Annotated in this window: 21 protein-coding genes; 16 read left to right on the top strand and 5 right to left on the bottom strand. The window is 74.4% G+C overall.

Annotated features, from left to right (window positions below):
- The first annotated feature begins 254 nt into the window (after positions 1-254).
- The 4 genes from CP969_RS09060 (at position 255) to CP969_RS09045 (ending at position 5,669) form a co-directional block, all read left to right on the top strand.
- Positions 255-1,346 carry a quaternary amine ABC transporter ATP-binding protein gene (locus tag CP969_RS09060; RefSeq protein ID WP_004990348.1) on the top strand — a complete coding sequence of 364 codons (1,092 nt, stop codon included), beginning with the start codon at positions 255-257 and terminating at the stop codon, positions 1,344-1,346.
- Positions 1,339-3,957: an ABC transporter permease/substrate binding protein gene (locus tag CP969_RS09055; RefSeq protein ID WP_016827010.1), complete on the top strand. Its 2,619-nt coding sequence runs from the start codon at positions 1,339-1,341 to the stop codon at positions 3,955-3,957. Before CP969_RS09060 ends, CP969_RS09055 begins: the two co-directional genes overlap by 8 nt.
- Positions 3,958-4,368: 411 nt before the next feature.
- On the top strand, positions 4,369-4,944 hold the full coding sequence (locus CP969_RS09050; protein ID WP_026085318.1) for a helix-turn-helix domain-containing protein: 576 nt from the start codon (positions 4,369-4,371) through the stop codon (positions 4,942-4,944).
- Positions 4,941-5,669 (top strand): helical backbone metal receptor, encoded by a 729-nt coding sequence (locus tag CP969_RS09045; protein WP_004990354.1) that lies wholly within the window; start codon positions 4,941-4,943, stop codon positions 5,667-5,669. Before CP969_RS09050 ends, CP969_RS09045 begins: the two co-directional genes overlap by 4 nt.
- On the opposite strand, the gene CP969_RS09040 is transcribed toward CP969_RS09045, so the two are convergent.
- On the bottom strand, positions 5,596-6,762 hold the full coding sequence (locus CP969_RS09040) for a TDT family transporter (protein WP_026085319.1): 1,167 nt from the start codon (positions 6,760-6,762) through the stop codon (positions 5,596-5,598). The two genes, CP969_RS09045 and CP969_RS09040, sit on opposite strands and share 74 nt — an antisense overlap.
- Before the next feature lie 70 nt (positions 6,763-6,832).
- Here CP969_RS09040 and CP969_RS09035 point away from each other — a divergent pair, with 70 nt between their 5' ends.
- On the top strand, positions 6,833-7,768 hold the full coding sequence (locus CP969_RS09035; RefSeq protein WP_016827013.1) for a LysR family transcriptional regulator: 936 nt from the start codon (positions 6,833-6,835) through the stop codon (positions 7,766-7,768).
- Positions 7,769-7,838: 70 nt separating this feature from the next.
- Here CP969_RS09035 and CP969_RS09030 read toward each other — a convergent pair whose 3' ends face one another.
- Together CP969_RS09030 and CP969_RS09025 are read right to left on the bottom strand one after the other, a co-directional pair.
- Entirely contained in the window at positions 7,839-8,549 is a 711-nt protein-coding gene (locus CP969_RS09030; protein ID WP_109541546.1) for a gamma-glutamyl-gamma-aminobutyrate hydrolase family protein, read from the bottom strand.
- Between the two features lie 370 nt (positions 8,550-8,919).
- Entirely contained in the window at positions 8,920-9,654 is a 735-nt protein-coding gene (locus CP969_RS09025; protein ID WP_016827015.1) for a FadR/GntR family transcriptional regulator, read from the bottom strand.
- Between the two features lie 85 nt (positions 9,655-9,739).
- On the opposite strand from CP969_RS09025, the gene CP969_RS09020 reads away from it, so the two are divergent.
- Genes CP969_RS09020 through CP969_RS09005 form a run of 4 tightly spaced genes read left to right on the top strand, consistent with a single transcriptional unit; the run spans position 9,740 to position 14,249 of the window.
- Complete coding sequence (locus CP969_RS09020; RefSeq protein ID WP_016827016.1) at positions 9,740-11,110, top strand: glutamine synthetase family protein; 1,371 nt, start codon at positions 9,740-9,742, stop codon at positions 11,108-11,110.
- An 8-nt stretch (positions 11,111-11,118) separates the two neighbouring features.
- The gene (locus tag CP969_RS09015) at positions 11,119-12,546 is read left to right on the top strand and encodes an aldehyde dehydrogenase family protein (RefSeq protein WP_016827017.1); all 1,428 of its coding nucleotides are present in this window, start codon (positions 11,119-11,121) and stop codon (positions 12,544-12,546) included.
- Entirely contained in the window at positions 12,543-13,343 is an 801-nt protein-coding gene (locus CP969_RS09010; RefSeq protein WP_016827018.1) for a 3-oxoacyl-ACP reductase, read from the top strand. Before CP969_RS09015 ends, CP969_RS09010 begins: the two co-directional genes overlap by 4 nt.
- Positions 13,344-13,370: 27 nt before the next feature.
- Positions 13,371-14,249: a DUF2510 domain-containing protein gene (locus CP969_RS09005; protein ID WP_016827019.1), complete on the top strand. Its 879-nt coding sequence runs from the start codon at positions 13,371-13,373 to the stop codon at positions 14,247-14,249.
- A 4-nt stretch (positions 14,250-14,253) separates the two neighbouring features.
- On the opposite strand, the gene CP969_RS09000 is transcribed toward CP969_RS09005, so the two are convergent.
- The gene (locus CP969_RS09000; protein ID WP_109539889.1) at positions 14,254-15,456 is read right to left on the bottom strand and encodes an amino acid deaminase/aldolase; all 1,203 of its coding nucleotides are present in this window, start codon (positions 15,454-15,456) and stop codon (positions 14,254-14,256) included.
- A gap of 1,036 nt (positions 15,457-16,492) precedes the next feature.
- On the opposite strand from CP969_RS09000, the gene CP969_RS08995 reads away from it, so the two are divergent.
- The 3 genes from CP969_RS08995 to CP969_RS08985 all read left to right on the top strand — a co-directional run bounded on the left by CP969_RS08995 (position 16,493) and on the right by CP969_RS08985 (position 19,296).
- Complete coding sequence (locus tag CP969_RS08995) at positions 16,493-17,305, top strand: hypothetical protein (RefSeq protein WP_016827022.1); 813 nt, start codon at positions 16,493-16,495, stop codon at positions 17,303-17,305.
- On the top strand, positions 17,302-18,489 hold the full coding sequence (mycP, locus tag CP969_RS08990; protein WP_016827023.1) for a type VII secretion-associated serine protease mycosin: 1,188 nt from the start codon (positions 17,302-17,304) through the stop codon (positions 18,487-18,489). The genes CP969_RS08995 and mycP overlap by 4 nt, the downstream gene beginning before the upstream one ends.
- Before the next feature lie 75 nt (positions 18,490-18,564).
- A complete protein-coding gene (locus tag CP969_RS08985) occupies positions 18,565-19,296 on the top strand; it encodes an SseB family protein (protein WP_026085320.1) in 732 nt (243 codons plus the stop codon).
- A 48-nt stretch (positions 19,297-19,344) separates the two neighbouring features.
- Here the strand turns inward: CP969_RS08985 and CP969_RS08980 are convergent, their stop codons facing one another.
- Complete coding sequence (locus CP969_RS08980; protein WP_004990387.1) at positions 19,345-19,722, bottom strand: DUF1844 domain-containing protein; 378 nt, start codon at positions 19,720-19,722, stop codon at positions 19,345-19,347.
- 394 nt (positions 19,723-20,116) lie between these two features.
- Between CP969_RS08980 and infC the strand changes: the two genes are divergently transcribed.
- The 4 genes from infC to CP969_RS08960 all read left to right on the top strand — a co-directional run bounded on the left by infC (position 20,117) and on the right by CP969_RS08960 (position 22,581).
- Positions 20,117-20,761, top strand: a complete 645-nt coding sequence (gene infC / locus CP969_RS08975) for a translation initiation factor IF-3 (protein WP_078495443.1) — start codon at positions 20,117-20,119, stop codon at positions 20,759-20,761.
- A 109-nt stretch (positions 20,762-20,870) separates the two neighbouring features.
- Positions 20,871-21,065 carry a 50S ribosomal protein L35 gene (gene rpmI, locus CP969_RS08970; protein ID WP_003977225.1) on the top strand — a complete coding sequence of 65 codons (195 nt, stop codon included), beginning with the start codon at positions 20,871-20,873 and terminating at the stop codon, positions 21,063-21,065.
- 98 nt (positions 21,066-21,163) lie between these two features.
- The gene (gene rplT, locus CP969_RS08965; protein ID WP_004933571.1) at positions 21,164-21,547 is read left to right on the top strand and encodes a 50S ribosomal protein L20; all 384 of its coding nucleotides are present in this window, start codon (positions 21,164-21,166) and stop codon (positions 21,545-21,547) included.
- Between the two features lie 173 nt (positions 21,548-21,720).
- Positions 21,721-22,581, top strand: a complete 861-nt coding sequence (locus tag CP969_RS08960; RefSeq protein ID WP_026085321.1) for a TrmH family RNA methyltransferase — start codon at positions 21,721-21,723, stop codon at positions 22,579-22,581.
- The last annotated feature ends 27 nt before the right edge of the window (positions 22,582-22,608 follow it).

Here is a 22,608-nt window from a genome sequence, read left to right as displayed (position 1 = left end):
TACGCCACCGACAGCGCCTCCGCGCTCGCATGGGCGCACGCACGCGCACAGGCCTGTGCGCACGGCTGTGCGTATTGCGCAACGCGTTGCGTCCTGCGGCGGTGCTGTGAGGCGGCGCACGAACGCGTTTGCCCTGTGCGAAACCGGGGAGGCGCGGCCCGGAGCGATGCCGGTTACAGATTCAACTGTTCAGGACCGTGTGAGCCGTCCGCCGCGCATCGCTCCTGCCATTGCCGTCGAGACAAGAGGTACGCGTGTCATCCAGGCTTGAGGCCGAGCATCTGTACAAGGTGTTCGGCAGACGACCGGACCAGGCGGTCGCACGACTGCACAACAAAGAGACCGACCGGGAGGAGCTGCGCGCCGGCGGTACCACGGCGGCCGTGATCGACGCCTCGTTCACCGTGGAGCCGGGCGAGATCTTCGTCGTCATGGGCCTGTCCGGCTCGGGCAAGTCCACCCTGCTGCGCATGCTGAACGGCCTGCTGGAGCCGAGCGCCGGCCAGGTGCGCTTCGGCGGACAGGACCTGACCGCGCTGTCCGACCGGCAGCTGCGCGAGGTCCGCTCCCGAAAGATCAGCATGGTCTTCCAGCACTTCGCGCTCTTCCCGCACCGCAGCGTCCGCGACAACGCCGCCTACGGCCTGGAAGTGCAGGGCGTGCCCCGCGCCGAGCGCGAACGCCGCGCCGACGAGGCGCTCGCCCTGTGCGGCCTGGCCGGCTGGGAGGACTCGTGGCCCGACGAGCTGTCCGGCGGCATGCAGCAGCGCGTCGGCCTGGCCCGCGCGCTCGCCACCGACGCCGACCTGCTGCTGATGGACGAGTCCTTCAGCGCGCTCGACCCGCTGATCCGCCGCGACATGCAGGACCAGCTGATCGAGCTGCAGAAGAAGCTGAAGAAGACGATCGTCTTCATCACCCACGACCTCAACGAGGCCATGCGCCTGGGCGACCGCATCGCGGTGATGCGCGACGGCCGCATCGTGCAGATCGGCACCGCGCAGGACATCCTGATCCGCCCCGCCAACGACTACGTCGCCTCCTTCACCCAGGACGTCGACCGCTCCCGCGTGCTGACCGCCGGCGCGGTGATGGAGCGCGAGGTCCGCGGCGACGAGGCCGACTGCGGCTGCGAGACCGCGACGCCCGACACGCCGTTCACCGACCTGTGCGCGATCAGCGCCCGCGTACCGCACCCCGTGGCGGTCCTCGACGGCGACCACGCGCTCGTCGGGGTGGTGCCCCGGCAGCGCCTCGTCGGCTTCCTCGGCGACGAGGAGGCCGATCCCGGCGTCTGCGACTCCCCGCGGGACAAGGGCGGCGAGAAGGTGATGGTCAGTGCCTAGGATCCCGCTCGGCGACTGGGTCAACACCGCGGTCGACTGGCTGCTCGCCAACGTGACCTGGCTGTTCGACTTCTTCAAGGCCGTCTTCACCGGTGCCTACGACGGCGTCAACGCCGCCCTCCAGGCGCCCGAACCGCTGCTGCTCGCCGGCATCTTCGCGGTGATCGCCTTCTGGCTGCGCGGCACCTTCGCCGGTGTCCTCACCTTCGCCGGCTTCGCCTTCCTGGACTCCCTCGAACTGTGGGAGGACTCGATGGTGACGCTGGCACTGGTCATCGTCGCCACCGTCATCGCGCTGGTCATCTCGGTGCCGGTGGGCATCTGGGCGGCCCGTTCGGACCGGGTCAGCGCCATGGTCCGGCCGGTCCTGGACTTCATGCAGACGCTGCCCGCGATGATCTACCTCATCCCGGCGATCCTGTTCTTCGGGACCGGCCCCGCCCCGGGCATCGTCGCCACCCTGATCTTCGCGCTCGCCCCGGGCGTGCGCATGACCGAGCTGGGCATCCGCCAGGTCGACAAGGAACTCGTCGAGGCCGCGGAGGCGTTCGGCACCACTCCCCGCAACACCCTGCTGCGCGTCCAACTCCCGCTGGCGCTGCCCACGGTGATGGCGGGCGTCAACCAGGTCATCATGCTCGGCCTGTCCATGGCCGCGATCGCCGGCATGGTCGGCACCGGCGGCCTGGGCGGCGCGGTCATCGAGGCCATCGGGCAGCTCAACATCGGCCTCGGCGCCGAGTCCGGCATCGCCATCGTCATCCTGGCGATCTACCTGGACCGCATGACCAGCGCCCTGGGCACCCAGGTCTCCCCGCTCGGCCGCCGCGCCGCCGCCAAGGCCCGCGCCGCCCAGGGACTGAAGATCTGGTCCTACCGGCCCCGCCCGCAGGTCGCCGTGATCGGCGTCGTCGTCCTCGCCCTGGTGGCGGGCGGCATGGGCCTCTTCGGCGGCAACGGCGGCGGCACGGACACCGCCGCCGACGGCAAGAACGTCGGCGACGGCAAGAAGATCACCATCGGCTACATCCCCTGGGACGAGGGCGTCGCCTCCACGTACCTGTGGAAGGAGATCCTCGAACGGCGCGGCTTCGAGGTCGAGGCCAAGCAGTTCGAGGCGGGTCCGCTGTACACCGCGCTCGCCCAGGGCAACATCGACTTCCAGACGGACGCCTGGCTGCCCACCACCCACGAGCCGTACTGGAAGAAGTACGGCGACCGGCTCGAGGACCTCGGCGCCTGGTACGACGAGACCTCGCTGGAGCTGACCGTCCCGGCGTACATGGAGGACGTCGACTCGCTGGAGGACCTCAAGGGCAAGGCGTCCCTCTTCGGCGGCGAGATCACCGGCATCGAGTCCAGCGCCGGCATGATGGGCCTGCTCAAGAGCAAGGTCCTCGAGGAGTACGGCCTGGACCGGGAGTACAAGGTCGTCGACAGCTCCACCCCCGCGATGCTGGCCGAGCTCAAGCGGGCCTACAGCAAGAAGGAACCGGTCCTCGTCACGCTCTGGTCACCGCACTGGGCGTACAGCGACTACGACCTGAAGAAGCTGGAGGACCCCAAGGGCGCCTGGGGCGAGGGCGACGGCGTGCACACGCTGTCCCGCAAGGGCTTCACCGACGACCACCCGCTCGTCGGGAAGTGGCTCGAGGACTTCTCGATGACCGAGGAGCAGCTCACCAGCCTCGAGGCCGAGATCAACAAGGCCGGCAAGGGCCAGCAGCAGGACGCCGTCCGCGCCTGGCTGGAGGACAACCCGGAGGTCGTCGACCAGTGGGCCCCGGTCGGCTCCGGCTCCGGCGCCACCCCCGCCGAGGCGAAGCGGCCGCTGGACGTGGCCTGGTTCCCCTGGGACGAGGACATCGCCATCACCTACCTGTGGAAGAACGTCCTGGAACGGCGGGGCTACACGCTGAACCTGAAGCAGATGGACGTCGGCCCGGTCTACACCGGCCTCGCCTCCGGCGACCTCGACCTCAACTTCGACGCCTGGCTGCCGCACGCCCAGAAGAACTACTGGGACAAGAGCAAGGACGACCTCACCGACCTCGGCACCTGGTACGAGCCGACGTCCCTGGAGATCGCCGTCCCCTCCTACGTCAAGGACGTCAAGTCCCTCGAGGACCTCAAGGGCAAGGCCGACCTCTTCGGCGGGCGGATCATCGGCATCGAGCCGGGCACCGGCGTGATGAACCTGCTCAAGTCCGACGTCCTGCCGGGCTACGGCCTGGACGAGGAGTACAAGGTCGTCGACGGCTCCACGCCGGCGATGCTGGCCGAGCTCAAGCGCGCCTACGCCAAGAAGAAGCCCGTCGCGGTCGTGCTCTGGTCGCCGCACTGGGCGTACGCCGAGTACGAGCTGACCAAGCTGAAGGACGGCAAGGGGCTCTTCGGCGAGGGCAACACGATCCACACGATCGCGAGCAAGAAGTTCCCCGAGCAGTACCCCGAGCTCACGAAGTGGATCAAGGGTTTCCGGATGAGCGAGGAAGAGCTCGCCACCCTGGAGCGCGAGATCAAGGACCGCGGCCAGGGCCACGAGGAGGAGGCCGTCGCCGCCTGGCTGGAGGAGCACCCGGACGTGGTGGAGCGGATGACCCCGCGGTAACGGACGCCGTACCGGCCGCTCCCCCGGGGGCGGGCCCCGCCGCGCACTCGACCGTGCGGCCGGGCCCGCCCCCGAGGCGTGTCCGGGGCCGGGCGGCGGACGCGGCCACGGTAGGAATCCGGACAACCACACACCGCCATGTCCTCCCCGGACCTCCCCATGACCTGGAGCCGATCCGGGTGAACAATGGCGGGAACGCCCCGTATCACGTACGGGGGAACCGCACGACGGTCCGCTCGACGACTGGCGCGAAGTGTGGGGTCGGACCTGGCCCCGTGCGACGGCGACGTGACAGGCGCCTGAAACGGTTTGCCGAACATGCGTAGGGTGCAGACAACCCCCACGGGGGGACGTACGCCGGGACACCGGGCACCGGGCGAGGGACGATGGGCGAAGGAGGGAGCCGAAGCGATGGGCGATCACAAAGAACAGCCCTTGCGGGTGGGCGCGGCGGTGCGGCGGCGACGCCGTGCGCTGGACCTCACCCTCGCCGTCGTGGCCGAGCGCAGCGGCCTGTCCGTGCCCTTCCTGAGCCAGATCGAGAACGAGCGGGCACGGCCCAGCCAGAACTCCCTGGAGAAGGTCGCCGACGCCCTGCGCACCACCGCCGTGGAACTCCTCGCCGCGGCCGACCCGGCGTGCAGCGTCGACGTCGTCCGTGCCGAGGGGGCCGGAGGCGAACCGGGGGCCGCCCCGCGGGTGCGCTCCCTGGTGCGCGGTCATCACCAGATGCACGCCTCCGAGTTCATCGGCGACCATGACGCGGGCCGCGAACTCCAGTTCCGCAACGACCAGTTGATGTACGTGGCGGACGGCGCCGTGGAGATCGAGGCGGAGGGGCGCGCCTACCGCCTGGGCCGCGGCGACACCCTGTACCTCACCGGAGGCGTCCGGCACCGCTGGCGTGCCACGGTCCCGGAGACGCGGCTCGTCGTCGTCGCCGTGGCCGAGCACATCGAGGCGGTACGGGACGGACCGCGCCGGTGAGCGGCGTCCGGGTCGTCTCCCTCGTCCCGTCGCTGACGGAGGCCGTGGCGCTCTCCGCCCCCGGCCTGCTGGTCGGCGCCACCGACTGGTGCACGCATCCCGCGGGGCTGGACGTCGTCCGCGTCGGCGGCACGAAGAACCCGAAGACGGACCGGATCGTCTCCCTCGCCCCCGACCTGGTGCTCGCCAACGAGGAGGAGAACCGCGAGCCCGACCTGGCGGCCCTGCGCGCGGCGGGCGTCGAGGTGCTGGTGACGGAGGTGCGGACGCTGCCGCAGGCCTTCCGGGAGCTGGCCGGGGTGCTCACGGCGTGCGGGGCGCCCCCGCGGCCCCGGTGGCTGGACGAGGCCGAAGCCGCCTGGGACGCCCTGCCCGCGCCGCCGGAGCGCCGGACGGCGGTGGTGCCGATCTGGCGGCGGCCCTGGATGGTGCTGGGCCGGGACACCTTCGCCGGCGACCTGCTGTCCCGGCTCGGCGTCGACCACCCGTACGCGGCCCACCCGGAGCGCTACCCGCGGATCCCGCTCGACGCGTTGCGCGCGACCGGCCCGGACCTGGTCGTGCTGCCCGACGAGCCGTACCGCTTCACCGCGGACGACGGGCCGGAGGCCTTCCCCGGGCTGCCCTGCGCCCTGGTCAGTGGCCGGCACCTCACCTGGTACGGTCCGTCGCTGGCCGAGGCGCCGGCCGTGCTGGGGCGGGCCCTGCGAGCAGCGCGCCGCTGACCAGGCCCCGCACGGTGTGCACCGCGGCGGTGGCCCAGGCGGCGAGCAGGACGGCGTACAGGACGAGCGTGAGCCCGTCGTAGGCGAGCAGCCCGGTGCGCCGGGCCAGCGCCTCGGCGCCGGTGACGCAGGTGCCGACCGGGAAGGTGAACGACCACCACGTCATCGAGAAGCGCATCCCCCGGCGCCGGGCCCGTACGACCAGGGCGCCGGCGAGGCAGAGCCACAGCAGCGCGAAGCCCATGACGGGCACTCCGTACAGGACCGCGAGCAGGCCGAACCCCTCGTCGTACGGCGCCGGCACGACACCGGGGGCGGCGTCGGCGAACGCGCCGACGGCGGTGGTGGACTGGCCGAGCGGCCCGAGCACCAGGAACAGCGTCGGGGTGAGCGCGAGGGGCGGTGGGCCGCCGGCGACCAGGCGGGCGAAGACCAGCGGCAGCATCAGCAGGGTCGCGATCAGGCTGAGTCCGAACAGCGCGAAGCAGGCGAGCAGCAGCGTCAGCCGGGGCTGCCCCGGCGGCAGGTGGGGGACCAGGTGCGGTCCGAGGGCGGCGGACACCATGGGCGCGACCAGCGGCAGCAGCCACGCGGGCGTCGCCTGCTCCGGCGTGACCCGGTGGCGTACGGCCATGAGGTACGGGACGGCCACGGCGGCCACGAGCCCGACGGCCGTACCGGCGGTGAACAGCACGGCGTCGAGGGCGACGGCGGGTCCGGTGCCGGTCCAGTCCCGCCCGACGGTGAGGGCGCCGCCGCCGACGGCCAGGAGCGCCATGGACAGGCAGCCGTAGAACGGGGCCGTGGCCGGGTCGAGCAGATGGGCGCGGGCCCGGTCGCGGTGATGGGCCCAGTGCAGGGCACGGGCGGCGAGCAGGGCCACGAGGAGGACGAGGGACAGGGCCCAGACGGCGGTGAGCGCGGTGCGCAGCCCGGGCACGCGCAGGGGCAGCGCGGCTCCGGAACCGGCCACGACGGCGGTGCCCATGACGCAGGCGTACCAGTTGGGTCCGAGGTGGCGGACGGCCGTGGCGCGCGCGGGCCGTGCGGTGGCACGGGGGAGGGAAGGCCGGGAACGGGCTGTGACAACCATGGTCACACGGTCGTGCAGGGGCGGGGCGGTCACCAGGGAGCACCCCTCTATGGCGACATAAGCTGGTCTTATGAGCAGGACGGACGACCACGCCGACGACCGGCCACCGGCCACCGGATCCCTGGCCCACCGGGTGCCGGACCTCGGGGCGCTGGAACTGCTGCTGGCGGTGGCGCGGCTGGGGAGTCTGGGCGGGGCGGCGCGGGAGCTGGGCATCACCCAGCCCGCGGCGAGCAGCCGGGTCCGGTCGATGGAGCGGCAGCTCGGAGTGGCGCTGGTGGACCGCTCGCCGCGGGGCTCGCGGCTGACCGCCGCGGGGGCGCTGGTCACCGACTGGGCGCGGCGGATCGTGGAGGCGGCGGAGGCCTTCGACGCGGGGGCGCAGGCCCTGCGGGACCGCAGGGACTCACGGCTGCGGGTGGCGGCGAGCATGACGATCGCCGAGTACCTGCTCCCCGGCTGGCTGATCGCCCTGCGCACCGAGCGGCCGGACACGGCGGTGTCGCTGCTCGCCGGGAACTCGGCGGCGGTGGCGCAGCGGCTGCTGTCGGGCGAGGCGGACCTGGGGTTCGTGGAGGGGCTCACGGCGCCGACCGGTCTGGACTCCGTGGTGATCGCCCATGACCGGCTGATCGTCGTGACGGCACCGTCCCACGCCTGGGCCCGCCGCGGGCGCCCGCTCGCCGCGGAGGAACTGGCGGCCACCCCGCTGATCCTGCGGGAGACGGGCTCCGGCACCCGCCAGGTCCTGGACGCCGCCCTGGGCGGGCCGGCCCGCCCGCTGATCGAGCTGTCCTCCACGACCGCGGTGAAGGCGGCGGCGGTGAGCGGTGCCGGCCCGGCGGTCCTCAGCGAGCTGGCCGTGGGGGAGGAGCTGGCGATGCGCCGTCTGGTCCGGATCCCCGTGCATCGCATCGCGCTGGCCCGGGACCTGCGGGCGGTGTGGCCGACCGGCCACCGCCCCACGGGCCCGGCACGGGACCTGCTGTCGCTGACCCGGGGGTGAGGGGCGCGTCCGCCGCTCCGGCCGGCCGGGGCGCCGGTGGCGGCGGACGGCGCGGGCCGGGCGGACGACGCTACCCGCGCGGCGCGTCCCGGCCGAAAGCCGCGGCGGCCTCGACCAGGGCCCGCACCACCCTCACGTCGTCGCCCATCTCCGGGTGCCACTGGACGCCCAGGACCCAGGGGGCCGCCGGGAGCTCGACCGCCTCCACCGTGCCGTCCTCCGCGTGGGCCGACGGCACCAGGCCCCCGCCCAGGCGGTCCACCGCCTGGTGGTGGAAGGCCGGCACGGAGGCCTCCTCCGGGACGAGCCCGGCGTAGCGCGTGCCCGGCACCGGCTTGACCGGGTGGCGGCCGAAGACGCCCGGCACCTCGGCGTGGCCGTCGACGTGCTGGACGAGTGTGCCGCCGAGGGCGACGTTCAGCAACTGCATGCCCCGGCAGATCCCCAGCAGCGGGAGACCGCGCTCCAGGGCCGCCTCGATCAGCGCGAGTTCCCAGGCGTCCCGCGCCCGCGCGGGCGGCCCGGTGCGCGGGTCGGGCTCGGCGCCGTAGCGGGCGGGCTCCACGTCCGGGCCGCCCGCGATCACCAGGCCGTCGAGCCGCGCCACCGCCGCCGCGGCGTGCTCCGGCGCGTCCGGCGGGAGCAGCGCGGCCAGTCCGCCCGCCCGCCGCACCAGCCGCGGGTAGCCGGCGGGCAGCAGCACGGCGTCCAGCCGCCACACGCCCCAGCGCACGTCGGACTCCGCGTACGTGCTGATGCCGATCAGTGGCCCGGTCGCCATGCCGCGCGCCTTTCGTCCGTGTCGGTCCCGGGACGACGTCGGTCCCGGGACGAGGCCGGTCCCGGGACCACTCTGCCTCGGCCGCCGCCGGGGCCGCGAACTCCTCCTCCGGTGAGGCGGACGCGCAGGGAGCGGAGGGCGCGGACGGGGCGAAAGACGCGGAGGGCACGGACGGGAGGCTCACGGGGCGGCTCCCCGCGGGGCGGCGGCGAAGGAGACAATGGCATGGATCCAGACCTTTGTGATTCCTCACCTTCGTGGGGCGGACGGCGGGGGCGCAAGACCCGTGCGCCGCGCCGCGGTGCACCCCGACCCCCTCGTCCCTCCCTCGCCCCCGCCCCCCGTCTCTCTCGTCCCCCTCCGGCGGCCGTCACGCCAGGAACCCCCGCAGCAGCGCCGCCGTCCCCGCGCAGTGCTCGCGCATCACCTCCCGCGCCCCCTCCGCGTCCCCCTCCAGCACCGCCTCGACCAGCGCGGTGTGCTGCCGCTGGGAGTGCTCCAGGTTGCGCACCAGGAGCGGGATGCAGTCCAGCAGGTCGTTCACCGTCGCCCGTATCGCCGCGTACTGGACGCTCAGCGTCGGCGAACCGCACAGCTCGGCCAGCGTGAGGTGGAACAGCGTGTCCAGGCGCCGGTAGTCGGCCAGCGGGGCGTCCCGGGTGCCGGCCAGCGCCCCGCGCAGCCGGGCCGCCCGCCCGCCCGTCAGGCCGTGCGCCGCGCACAGGCCCGCCGCCCCCACCTCCAGCACCTCGCGGAAGCGCAGCACGTCCTCGATGTCGACCCCGGCGATCCGCCGCCGCAGCTCCTCCCCGCCCGTGTCCGTCGGCCGGGGCAGCACGAACGTGCCGCCGTACCGGCCGCGCCGGGACTCCACCAGCCCCTGGTCCTGGAGCACCTTCAGCACCTCGCGCAGCGTCACCCGGCTGATGCCCAGCCGCTCCGCCAGCTCCCGCTCGGCCGGCAGCCGCTCCCCGCCCACCACCAGCCCCAGGCGCAGGACCTGGAGGATCTGCTCCAGCGCCTCCTCGAAGCCGTTGCCCGCGCGGACCGGTCGCAGCACCGGCGCGAGGCGGTCCCCGACCGCGCCGCCCCCGTTCTCCGGCATGTGGCCGTGCCCCCTTCCCAAGCAATGGTTCCCGGCAATACCTTATGGCTCCCGGCCGGCCGAAGAAGCCCGAGGAGGCTCCCCCGTGGCAGACCGCACACCCCCGCTCGGTGTCGAGGAGCTGCGCGCCCTCGTCGCGGGCGGCGAGATCGACACGGTCGTCCTGGCCTTCCCCGACATGCAAGGGCGGCTCCAGGGCAAGCGGTTCGCCGCGCGCTTCTTCCTCGACGAGGTCCTCCGGCACGGCACCGAGGGCTGCAACTACCTGCTCGCCGTCGACGCCGACATGAACACCGTCGACGGCTACGCGATGTCCTCGTGGGAGAACGGCTACGGCGACTTCGCCCTGTACCCCGACCTCGCCACCTTGCGCCGCGTGCCCTGGAACGAGGGCACCGCCCTGGCCGTCGCCGACCTCGCCTGGGACGACGGCTCCCCGGTCGTCGCCGCCCCCCGGCAGATACTGCGCCGCCAGCTGGACCGCCTCGCCGCGCTCGGCTACACCGCCCAGGTCGGTACCGAGCTGGAGTTCATCGTCTTCCGGGACACCTACGAACAGGCCTGGGACGCCGGCTACCGGGGACTCACCCCGGCCAACCGGTACAACGTCGACTACTCGGTGCTCGGCACCGGCCGCGTCGAGCCCCTGCTGCGCCGCATCCGCAACGAGATGGCCGGCGCCGGACTCACCGTCGAGTCCGCCAAGGGCGAGTGCAACCCGGGCCAGCACGAGATCACCTTCCGCTACGACGAGGCCCTGGTCACCTGCGACCAGCACGCGGTCTACAAGACCGGCGCCAAGGAGATCGCCGCCCAGGAGGGCGTCTCGCTCACCTTCATGGCCAAGTACGACGAGCGCGAGGGCAACTCCTGCCACATCCACCTCTCCCTCGCGCACGCCGACGGCGCCACCGCCATGCCGGACTCCGCCGAGGAGCCGGACGCCATGTCCGAGGTCATGCGCCGCTTCCTCGCCGGGCAGCTCGCGGCGCTCCGCGAGTTCTCCCTGCTCTACGCCCCGCACATCAACTCCTACAAGCGGTTCCAGCCGGACTCCTTCGCCCCGACCGCCGTCACCTGGGGACGCGACAACCGCACCTGCGCCCTGCGCGTGGTCGGCCACGGCCGCTCCCTGCGCTTCGAGAACCGGCTCCCCGGCGGCGACGTCAACCCCTACCTCGCGGTGGCGGGCATGGTCGCGGCCGGCCTGTACGGCATCGAGCAGGGGCTCGAACTGCCCGAGCCCTGCTCCGGCAACGCCTACGCCGGGGCCTTCGAGCGCGTCCCCACCACCCTGCGCGAGGCCGCCGAGCTGTGGGAGACCAGCGCGATCGCCAAGGCCGCCTTCGGCGACGAGGTCGTCGCGCACTACCGCACCATGGCGCGCGTCGAGATCGACGCCTTCGACGCCGCGGTCACCGACTGGGAGCGGCGCCGCTCCTTCGAACGCATGTGAGGCCCGCCGTGTCCCACGAGCCACCGGAGCCACCCGCGCTCCAGGTACGCAACCCCGCGACCGAGGAGGTGATCGCCACCGTCCCGGCGGCGACGGCCGCCGACGTCGACGCCGCCGTGACGCGCGCCGCCCGCGCGCAGACCGCCTGGGCCGCCCTCGCGCCCGGCGACCGGGCCCGGCTGCTGCGCCGCTTCGCCGCCGCCGTCGACGGGCACACCGAGGAGCTGGCCCGCCTGGAGGTCCGCGAGGCCGGCCACACCCTCGGCAACGCCCGCTGGGAGGCGGGCAACGTCCGCGACCTGCTCGACTACGCGGCCGGGGGAGTGGAACGCCTGACCGGCCGCCAGATCCCGGTCGCCGGGGGCGTGGACGTCACCTTCCTCGAACCGCTCGGCGTCGTCGGCGTCATCGCCCCCTGGAACTTCCCGATGCCCATCGCCGCCTGGGGCACCGCGCCCGCGCTCGCCGCCGGCAACGCGGTGCTCCTCAAGCCCGCCGAGGCCACCCCCCTCACCGCCCTGCGCCTGGCCGAACTGGCCCTCGCGGCGGGGCTCCCCGAGGGACTGTTCCAGGTGCTCCCCGGCCACGGGCCCGTCACCGGCGACGCGCTCGTCGAGCACCCCGAAGTGGCGAAGATCGTGTTCACCGGGTCGACGTCCGTGGGCAGGCGGGTGTGGGCCCGGGGCGCGGCGCACCTCAAGCGCGTCACCCTCGAACTCGGCGGCAAGAGCCCCAACATCGTCTTCGCCGACGCCGACCTGGAGGCCGCCGCGGCCGCCGCCCCCATGTCCTTCCTCGACAACGCCGGCCAGGACTGCTGCGCCCGCACCCGCATCCTCGTGCAGCGCGCCGTCCACGACCGCTTCCTCGGCCTCCTCGCCCCCGCGATCGAGTCCGTCCGGGTCGGCGACCCGGCCGACGAGCACGTCCAGATGGGCCCGCTGATCTCCGCGCCCCAGCTGGACCGGGTCCGCTCCTACGTCACCGACGATCTCGACGGCATCCGCGGCAAGGCCCCCGAGGGCCCCGGCTACTGGTTCCCGCCCACCGTCCTCACCGGCGTCGAGCCGCACGCGCGGGTGGCCGTCGAGGAGGTCTTCGGCCCCGTCGCCGTGGTCCTCCCGTTCGACGACGAGGCCGACGCCGTACGCCTGGCCAACGCCACCGACTACGGTCTGTCCGGCTCGATCTGGACCCGGGACGTGGGCCGCGCCCTGCGCGTCTCCCGGGCCGTCCGCGCGGGCAACCTGTCCGTCAACTCGCACTCCAGCGTCCGCTACTGGACCCCCTTCGGCGGGTTCAAGCAGTCCGGCGTCGGACGCGAGCTCGGCCCGGACGCCCTGGCCGCCTTCACCGAGACCAAGAACGTCTTCATCAGCACGGAGAGCACGCAGAGCACGCAGAACACGCAGAACACGGAGGGCCCCGCACAGTGAGCGCAGAGACTTCCCGGACCCCGGACACCGTCTGCCGCCGCCTGGTCGGCCGGACCGCCGTCGTCACCGGAGCGGGCAGCGGCATCGGCCTCGCCGCCGCCCGCCGGCTCGCCTCCGAGGGCGCCCACGTCGTCTGCGGCGACGTCGACGAGGCACGCGGCAAGGCGGCCGCCGAGGAGACCGGCGGGATCTTCGTCGACGTCGACGTCACCGACCCCGGGCAGGTCGAGGCCCTGTTCCGAGCGGCCCACGACACCTACGGCAGCGTCGACGTCGCCTTCAACAACGCCGGCATCTCCCCGCCCGACGACGCCTCCATCCTGGAGACGGGACTGGAGGCCTGGAAGCGCGTCCAGGAGGTGAACCTCACCTCCGTCTACCTGTGCTGCAAGGCCGCCCTCCCCCACATGCGGCGCCAGGGCAGGGGCTCGATCATCAACACCGCGTCCTTCGTGGCCCGGATGGGGGCGGCCACCAGCCAGATCTCGTACACCGCCTCCAAGGGCGGCGTCCTCGCCCTGTCCCGCGAGCTCGGCGTGCAGTTCGCCCGGGAGGGCATCCGGGTCAACGCGCTGTGCCCCGGGCCGGTCAACACCCCGCTGCTGCGGGAGCTGTTCGCCGAGGACCCCGAGCGCGCGGCCCGCCGCCTGGTCCACATCCCGCTCGGCCGGTTCGCCGAGGCCGAGGAGATCGCCGCCGCCGTCGCCTTCCTGGCCAGCGACGACTCCTCCTTCGTCAACGCCACCGACTTCCTGGTGGACGGCGGGATCTCGGGCGCTTACGTCACACCGCTGTGAACCCCGCCCTACAGTGCCGGGATGAGCATGACGCCTCCGCCCGGCTGGTACCGCGACCCGCACGCCCCGCACCTGGAACGCCGGTGGGACGGCGCGGCCTGGACCGAGGACCGGCGCGCCCCCGGGGCCGCCGGACCGCCGCCCCCGCAGAGCGGCGGCGGTCGCACCGGCCCGGTGGCCCTCACCGCCGCCGGGGCCGTGCTCGTCGCCGCGGTCGTCACCGCGGCGGTGGTCCTCGGCGGGGACGACGGCGATCCGCCGCCGAGGACCGGACCGGCGGCGACCGCCTCCGCCCCCGAGCCGCGGACCCCGTCCCCGTCCGACACCCCCTCCGAGCCCCCGGCCGTGGTCGAGGACCAGCTCAACGGCATCACCTTCCCGCTCCTCGACGGCTGGGTCCGGCCGCAGCACGTCGCCCAGGACGACGTCGTCATGACCACCGAGGGCACCTACGACTGCCCCGGCGAGGGCACCGTCTGCCGCCACGGCCTCGTCGTCTCCCGCACGGTGACCGGGTCCGACGAGACCTCGCCCCGGCTGCTCGCCGAGGAGGACATCCCGGAGGCGGCCGACGCCGCCTTCCACGAGGACACCCTCGGCCAACGCCCCTACGGGGGCATCGAGTCCCACCGGGTCGTCGGCTCCGGACCGGTCGCGGTGGCGGGGCGCGCCGGGTACTTCGTGCGCTGGCGCGTGACGACCGCCGAGGGCCCCGGCGGCTACGTGCAGTCGCTGGTCTTCCCGTCCGGCGTCGGCACCGGGTCGCCCGTCCTCGTCCGGTACGTCTTCGACGCGGGCGAGGACGGCCCCCCACCGGCCGACATGGACCGCATCACCCGGGGCATCCGCTCCCTCGGCGGCGCCGGCTCGGGCGGCGTCGGCAGCAGCATCGGCCCGGCGGACTGAGCGGTCACAGGAACGTGCGGCCCTCGCCGCGATACGTCGGCACCGTCGCCGTCACGGCCCCGCCCTCGACCAGGTGCAGCACGTCGAACCGCTCGCACAGTTCCCCCGCCTTGGCGTGCCGGAACCACACCCGGTCGCCGATCAGCAGGTCGTCGGCGGGCGAGCCCAGCAACGGCGTCTGCACCTCGCCGGCCCCCTCCTGCGGGTCGTAGCGCAGCCCCTCGGGCAGGTACGGCACCGGCAGCCGGTCGGCACCGGGCGCGCCGGACGCCGGATACCCCCCGCCGAGCACCGTCACCACCCCCACACCGGGCCGCCGGACGACGGGCTGGGCGAAGAGGGCCGCCGGACGCCCCGTGAACGACGTGTAGTGGTCGAACAGCCGCGGCACGTACAGCCCCGACCCGGCGGCGACCTCCGTGACCGCGTCCTCCGCGGCGGTGTGCTGCACACTGCCCGTGCCGCCGCCGTTGACGAACTCCAGGTCCGGCACGACGGCCCGCACCGCGCGCACGGCCGCCGCGCGCCGCTCGGCCAGCTCGCGCCGGGCCGCGGCCTGCATCAGCCGTACCGCCCGGGACCGCAGCGGCCGGCCGGCCACCGCGTCGCCGACACCGGCGACATGGCCCTCGTACGCCATGATCCCCACGACCCGGAACCCGGGCCGCCGGGCCACCGCGCGCGCCACCTCGGCGAGCCGCGCGGGGGAGTGCAGCGGGGAGCGCCGGGCGCCGACCCGCACCCGCCCGCCCAGCAGCTTCAGGGAGGTGTCCAACTCCAGGCAGACCCGCACGACTTCGGTGCCACCGGCCCGCGCGGCGTCGATGAGGTCCAGCTGCGCCGGATCGTCGACCATGACCGTGACGGCGGCGGCGAGCTTGGGGTCGGCCGTGAGCTCGGCGTACCGGGCGCGGTCGGCGGAGGGGTAGGCGAGCAGCACGTCGTCGAAGCCGGAGCGGGCCAGCCACAGGGACTCGGCGAGCGTGAACGACATGACGCCCGCGAAACCCCCGCGGGCCAGGACTCGTTCGAGCAGCGCCCGGCAGCGCACGGACTTGCTGGCCACCCGGACCGGTTTCCCGCCGGCCCGGCGGACCAGGTCGTCCGCGTTGGCGTCGAAGGCGTCCAGGTCCACGATCGCCAGGGGGGCGTCGAGATGGGCGGTGGCCCGGTCGTAACGGGCCCGGTCCGAGGCGCGCGCAGTCATGGACGCAGCCTGCCAGATGGGATTACCGCAGGGTAGGGGATGTTCCGGGCAGATGCCGCGGCCCTGCGGACTGGTTCCCGCTCGGGCGGGGGCACACCGTAGAGTGACGCGCACGCACGGCGGAACGGCGCCGGCCGGAGGTCCGGGCCGGGGTGACGCACCGTCGGTGCGGGTATCTGTGCCCGGGACGAGTCCGTGCCGGGCCCCTGGCAGGAGCACACCGGCCCGCACGTGAGGAACGGCCCGGACACGAGGAAACGGGGGGTGCATGAGCACGGAAGCGCGGCGCGCCTCCCACCCCCCGCGCCCCACGGCGCCTCCGTCCGCACCCCCGCGTCCGTCCACGCCGCCGCCCCCCTCCACGCCTCCGCGCCCCGCGCATCCGCCGAGGGCGGCGCAGGACGGCGGCACGGCGGGCCCGGACCGCCGACGGCGCCCCGCCCCGCAGGAACCCTCCCGCGCGACCCCCGCGCAGGGCCCGGTCGCGGGCGCCCCCTGGGGCGACTCGCCGAACGGCGAGCCGGCGGGCCGGACCACGGGCGGGGCCGGCGCGTTCGACGTGCGTGAGCCGGCCCGGGACGGCGGGAGCACGGACACGGACGCCGGTGCGGCCGGTCCCGGTCGTACGCCCCCCTCCCCGTCCGGCTCCACGCCGCTGCGGCCCCGGCCCCCGGGCCCCGCGGCGCCCCCGCCTCCGCGTGCCTCCGCCCGCTTCCCGGACGCGCCGCCGACCGTCGGCCGAGGGGACCGGGAAGCCGGAGAGGCGCGGTCCGCGGGCGCCCCCCGCCCGGGCGGCGCCACCGCCGTACCGCGGCAGCCCGGTCACCGCCCCGCCCGGGGCCGCGCGGACGCGCCCCCGGAGACTCCGTCGGAGGAGACCACCCGCCTGCGCCCGGTCCCCGCGGACCGCCCGCGCCCGCCCTCCACCGCTCCGCTCGACGCGTCCCGGCCGGGCACCGGCGCTCCCGACCCCGCCCTCTCGTGGAGCGCCCCCACGGCCCCGGGCGGCACGCGCCGCGGGACCGGGCGGCCGACCGTGTCGTTCGGGGAACCGGAGGGCTACGACGAGGACGCGCGCCCGCACCCGCTCGGGCGGCGCGGCCGGTCCCAGGCGGTCGCCGCCGCCGTCTGCCTCGTGCTGGGAGCGGGCCTGATCGGCGGCGCCGTCACCGGGAGCTGGCTCGCCGGGGACTCCGGCGGGTCCGGGGCCCGCAGCGGCTTCGCCGCCGCCGGGGACCTGTGGCGCAACGTCCCCGTCGACCAGTTGTTCCCGCCCACCGTGCGGGGCGGGGGCGCGGGCCCCGGCGGCGCCGACCGGACCTGGACCCGTGTCGCGGTGGCCCCCGACAGCGGCTGCGATGAGGCCTTCGACCCCCTGCTGCGCACGGTCCTGGACCCCGTCGGCTGCGCACGCCTGCTGCGCGCCACCTACACCGACGCCACGCGGAGCCACGTCACCACCGTCGGCCTGCTGTTCACCAAGGCCGACGCCGCCGGCATGGCCTCCCTCGCCCGCCGCTTCGAGACCGAGCGCCTGGACCGCCGCACCGATCTGATGCCCCTGCCGTACGCCGCGAAGGACACGACCGCCGCCGGGTTCGGCGCCCGGCAGCGTGCCTCCTGGACGATCTCCGTCCTCACGGACGCCCCCGTCGTCGTCTACGCCGTCTCCGGCTGGGCCGACGGCCGCACCGTCGCCGACCCGCAGCCCGCCGGGGAGGCCATGGAGTCCGGCACCACCACCGCCCCCGCGCAGGCCGGCCTCGGCCACGAGGCGCGGGGCCTGGCCGACCGGGTCGAGCGCGGCGTGCGGGGGCACGCCGGCACCGCCACGGAGCGTCCGTCATGAGGCCGGTCCTCGGCCGGCGCCCCGCCGCGGCCCTCGGGGTCCTGCTCGCCGCCTCCCTCGCCCTGCTGCCCGCCACCGCCGCGCACGCCGACGGCATCCGTGCCCGGCAGTGGGCCCTGGAGGCCATGCACACCGAGGAGGCCTGGCGGACCACGCGGGGCGAGGGCGTCACCGTCGCCGTCCTGGACACCGGCGTCGAGGCCGACCACCCCGATCTCGAGGGCAACGTCCTCACCGGCAAGGACCTGGTCGGCTTCGGCGCCGGACCCGGCGACCGCGCCTGGGCCCGCCACGGCACCGCCATGGCCGGGATCATCGCCGGCCACGGACACGGACCCGGCAACGCCGAGGGCGTCATGGGCATCGCGCCCGAGGCCAGGATCCTCCCCGTCCGCGTCATCCTCGAGGACGGCGACCCGGCCCGCGCCAAGGCCCGCAGCACCCGCGGCAACGCCCTCGCCGAGGGCATCCGGTGGGCCGCCGACCACGGGGCCGACGTCATCAACCTCTCCCTCGGCGACGACTCCGCCTCCGCGCACGCCGAACGCGGCGAGGACGAGGCCATCCAGTACGCCCTGCGCAAGGGCGTGGTCGTCGTGGCCTCCGCCGGGAACGGCGGCGAGAAGGGCGACCGCGTCTCCTACCCGGCCGCCTACCCGGGCGTCATCACCGCCACCGCCGTGGACCGCTACGGCACCCGCGCCCCGTTCTCCACCCGCCGCTGGTACGCCACGGTCAGCGCCCCCGGGGTGGACGTGATCATCGCCGACCCCGACCGCAAGTACTACGAGGGCTGGGGCACCAGCGCCGCCGCCGCGTTCGTCTCCGGCGCCGCCGCCCTGATCAGGTCGGCCCACCCGGACCTGACCCCGGCCCAGGTCAAGCGGCTCCTGGAGGACACCGCCCGCAACGCCCCCGCCGACGGCCGGGACGACTCCCGCGGCTTCGGCTTCGTCGACCCGGCCGCCGCCCTCGAGGCCGCGGCCCGCCTGGAGCCCGAGGACCCGGAGCCGGCGTCCTACGGCCGGAAGTACTTCGGCCCCGGCCCGGACACCGACGCCTCCGACGACGGCACCGCCGCCTGGGCGGCCCCCCTCGCGGGCGGCGCCGGCGGCGTGCTGCTGGTCGCCGCGGTGGTCCTGTGGCGCGGGCGGCGCGCGCGGGACGAGGACTTCCGGGCCTGAGCGCGCACGGGCCCCACCGGCGACGGGGCCGCCCGCGTCCGGGCCGGGCACGGGCGGCCGATAGGGTCGGTGACCGTGGCGAACAAGAACATTCCCGACCCCGCCTTCCGCGACGACGACGGCTCCGCCGACCCCCGGCTGAGCGCGGCGCTCGCCGCCTGGGCCGAGGACCACGAGGCCGTCGGCCCCGTCCTCGAGGCGCTCAAGGGCGCCCGGCTGCTGGTACCGGTGGTGGCCGTCCTCGGCGAGGTCGAGGAGGACGAGAACGGGCTGCGCCGGGAGAAGACCAGCGAGATGGCCGTCCCCACCCTCAAGGCGGGCGCCCGCATCGCGCTGCCGGCCTTCACCTCCACCGACTCGCTCGCCCGCTGGGATCCGGCGGCCCGCCCCGTCGCCGTCCCCCTGCACCAGGCCCTGCAGGCCGCCGCGCACGAGAAGGCGGACACGGTGGTCCTGGACATGGCGGGGCCGGTGCCCTTCGAGCTGACCGGCCCCGCGCTGCTCGCGCTCGCCGAGGGCCGTACGACCACCGACCCGCTCGCCGACCCGGCGGTCACCGGGGCCGTGCGCGCGGTCGTCGCCGAGGAGCCCGCCGTCCTGCGCGCCCACCTGGGGCCGGGGCAGGCCGACGGCACCCTCGCCGTCGTCCTCGACCCCGCCGTGCCCGCCGCCGACGCCGTCCGCGCCGTGGCACGGAGACTGGCCGCCGACGAGACGCTGAGGGCCCGCCTGGTGCGCGGCCTCGACCTGGCGGTCCTGCCGGCCGGGGTGACGCCTCCGGGCGAGCCCTTGTACGTGCGCGGCTGAACCGGTCGTCGGCCGCGGGTCCGGATCAGACGCGGATCAGGCCGCAGATCAGGCGTAGAGGGGGCCCGTGTACTTCTCGCCCGGGCCCTGGCCCGGCTCGTCCGGGACCAGCGAGGCCTCGCGGAAGGCCAGCTGGAGCGACTTCAGGCCGTCGCGCAGCGGCGCCGCGTGGAACGAGCTGATCTCGGTCGCGCTCGCGTCCAGCAGACCGGCCAGCGCGTGCACCAGCTTGCGGGCCTCGTCCAGGTCCTTGAAGGTGTCGCCCTCCTCGGTCAGACCGAGCTTCACGGCGGCGGCGCTCATCAGGTTGACGGCGACCGTCACGATCACCTCGACCGCCGGGACCTCGGCGATGTCGCGGGCCATGGTGTCGAAGTCGGGGCTGCCGGGGGTCTCGGGGGAGTCCGGGGCGGAGGTGTCACTCATGCCCCACACGATAGGCGTACCGGGCGTGTCCCCTTGACGGCAGGAGGGGCGGGACGAGCGGTTAGCGCACCTTCTCGGGAGCTGCTAACCTTGTGTAACGACCGGTCGGACCCGTATGCCTCACGGCCCGCGAGCCCGGCCCATAAGTGGAGGCTTTCGAACTCCCACCTGGCCGCCCTCAGGGTGGCGGGTCACCGGTCAGGCGGCGTCGTCCCCGTGACGGCGGCCCGCCCGAAAGCGCGCCCCGCGATCCTCGCGGCGGTGCTCCGGTAGTTCGAGGAGCCCCGCCTGTGATCGTCCGGGGCGTTTTTGCTTCGGCGCGGTCAGGTCCAACGAACACAGACGTTACGCGGCTGTCCGCCAGACCGTCGCGTGGTGCTACCGAGGAGGATCCATCAGCGCCGAGCCCCGCATCAACGACCGGATTCGCGTTCCCGAGGTGCGACTTGTCGGTCCCAGTGGCGAGCAGGTCGGCATCGTGCCGCTCGCGAAGGCACTGGAGCTTGCGCAGGAGTACGACCTGGACCTGGTCGAGGTCGCGGCGAACGCCCGTCCGCCCGTGTGCAAGCTCATGGACTACGGGAAGTTCAAGTACGAGTCGGCCATGAAGGCCCGTGAGGCGCGCAAGAACCAGGCGCACACGGTCATCAAGGAGATGAAGCTCCGGCCGAAGATCGACCCGCACGACTACGACACCAAGAAGGGTCACGTCGTCCGGTTCCTCAAGCAGGGCGACAAGGTCAAGATCACGATCATGTTCCGTGGTCGCGAGCAGTCCCGGCCCGAGCTGGGCTACCGGCTGCTGCAGCGGCTCGCGGAGGACGTCCAGGACCTCGGGTTCGTCGAGTCGAACCCGAAGCAGGACGGCCGCAACATGATCATGGTTCTCGGTCCGCACAAGAAGAAGACCGAGGCGATGGCCGAGGCCCGCCAGGCTCAGGAGGCCCGCAAGGCGTCCGCGAAGGCCCACCCCGGCCGTTCGCAGAACCCTGCGGACACCGACGCCGAGGCGGCCGCCGAGGAGCCTGCCGAGGCGTGACTCCGGGGGCGCGAGCCCCAGGAAGCAACCGAAACAAGTACGACGCTCCACCGTGCCCGGTTTTCGCGACCGGGCACCGGAGCGCCACCGACGAGGAGAGAACGGCGCTATGCCGAAGAACAAGTCGCACAGCGGTGCCAGCAAGCGCTTCAAGATCACCGGCTCCGGCAAGGTGCTCCGCGAGCGCGCCGGCAAGCGCCACCTGCTCGAGCACAAGTCGTCCCGCGTGACGCGTCGCCTCACCGGCAACGCCGAGATGGCCCCGGGCGACGCCGCGAAGATCAAGAAGCTTCTCGGCAAGTGACGCCCCGGCGCGCGAGCGCCGTACGTACGTCAGACCGGGACCCAATCGATTTCGGGCCGTGTGCGCACCACCGCGGCCCCGCTACAAGGAGTTAAGAAGTGGCACGCGTCAAGCGGGCAGTCAACGCCCACAAGAAGCGCCGGGCGATCCTCGAGCAGGCCTCCGGCTACCGCGGTCAGCGTTCGCGCCTGTACCGCAAGGCCAAGGAGCAGGTCACCCACTCGCTGGTCTACAACTACAACGACCGCAAGAAGCGCAAGGGCGACTTCCGTCAGCTGTGGATCCAGCGCATCAACGCCGCTGCCCGCGCCAACGGCATCACGTACAACCGCTTCATCCAGGGTCTGAAGGCCGCGAACGTCGAGGTCGACCGCAAGATCCTGGCCGAGCTGGCCGTCAACGACGCCACCGCCTTCGCCGCGCTCGTCGAGGTCGCGCAGAAGGCGCTGCCGGCGGACGTGAACGCGCCCAAGGCTGCGTGACGCCGGCGCCGGCCCGAGCCGACGCCATGGACGGACCCGCGGGTGGAAACCCGCGGGTCCGTCGCTTGTGCGCCGCGGATGCCCGCGGCCGTCCGGCACCGCCGCTGCCGGCTGGGCGCCGCCGCGGAAAGACCGTGCCGCCGCAGATCGACGAGCTACCGAAAGTGACCAGCATGGCCCCTGCCGTCCCCGAGCCGATCTCCTCCCGTTCCCCCCGCGTCCTGGCCGCTCGGCGGCTGGCCAAGCGGAACTTCCGGGGGAAGGAGCGGCTGTTCCTCGCCGAGGGGCCGCAGGCCGTGCGGGAGGCCGCCGCGCACCGGGAGGGGCCGGTCCCCACGCTCGTCGAGCTGTTCACCACGCCCGAGGCCGCCGAGCGGTACGCCGACATCGTCGGTGGGGCCCGGGGCGCCGGAGCCCGTGTCCACCTCGCCTCCGAGCAGGTGATCGCCGACATCTCCACCACCGTCACCCCGCAGGGGCTCGTCGGGGTCTGCCGGTTCCTGGACACGCCCTTCGAACAGATCCTCGCCGCCCGGCCCCGGCTCGTCGCCGTCCTCGCCCACGTGCGCGACCCCGGGAACGCCGGCACCGTGCTGCGCTGCGCCGACGCGGCCGGAGCCGAGGCCGTGGTGCTCACCGACGCCTCCGTCGACCTGTACAACCCCAAGGCCGTCCGCGCCTCCGTCGGCTCCCTGTTCCACCTGCCCGTCGCGATCGGCGTCCCCGTCGAGCAGGCCGTGGCCGGACTGAGGGGCACGGGAGTGAGGGTGCTCGCCGCCGACGGCGCCGGTGACCGCGACCTCGACGACGAGCTGGACAAGAGCACCATGGGCGGGCCGACCGCGTGGGTCTTCGGCAACGAGGCCTGGGGGCTCCCGGAGGAGACCCGCGCGCTCACCGACGCCGTCGTGCGCGTCCCGATCCACGGAAAGGCGGAGAGCCTGAACCTGGCGACCGCCGCCGCCGTATGTCTCTACGCGTCGGCGCGTGCACAGCGCGCCGTCGGAGGGTGCCGCTCCGTCACCGGGAACTAGTAGGGTGACCAGCTCGGGGACCCTCCC

This window comes from Streptomyces viridosporus T7A, from assembly GCF_008704515.1.
GTDB classification, from domain to species: Bacteria; Actinomycetota; Actinomycetes; order Streptomycetales; family Streptomycetaceae; genus Streptomyces; species Streptomyces viridosporus.
The sequence above is the reverse complement of the archived record's forward strand: the minus strand, read 5'-3'. Positions and strand labels throughout refer to the sequence as shown.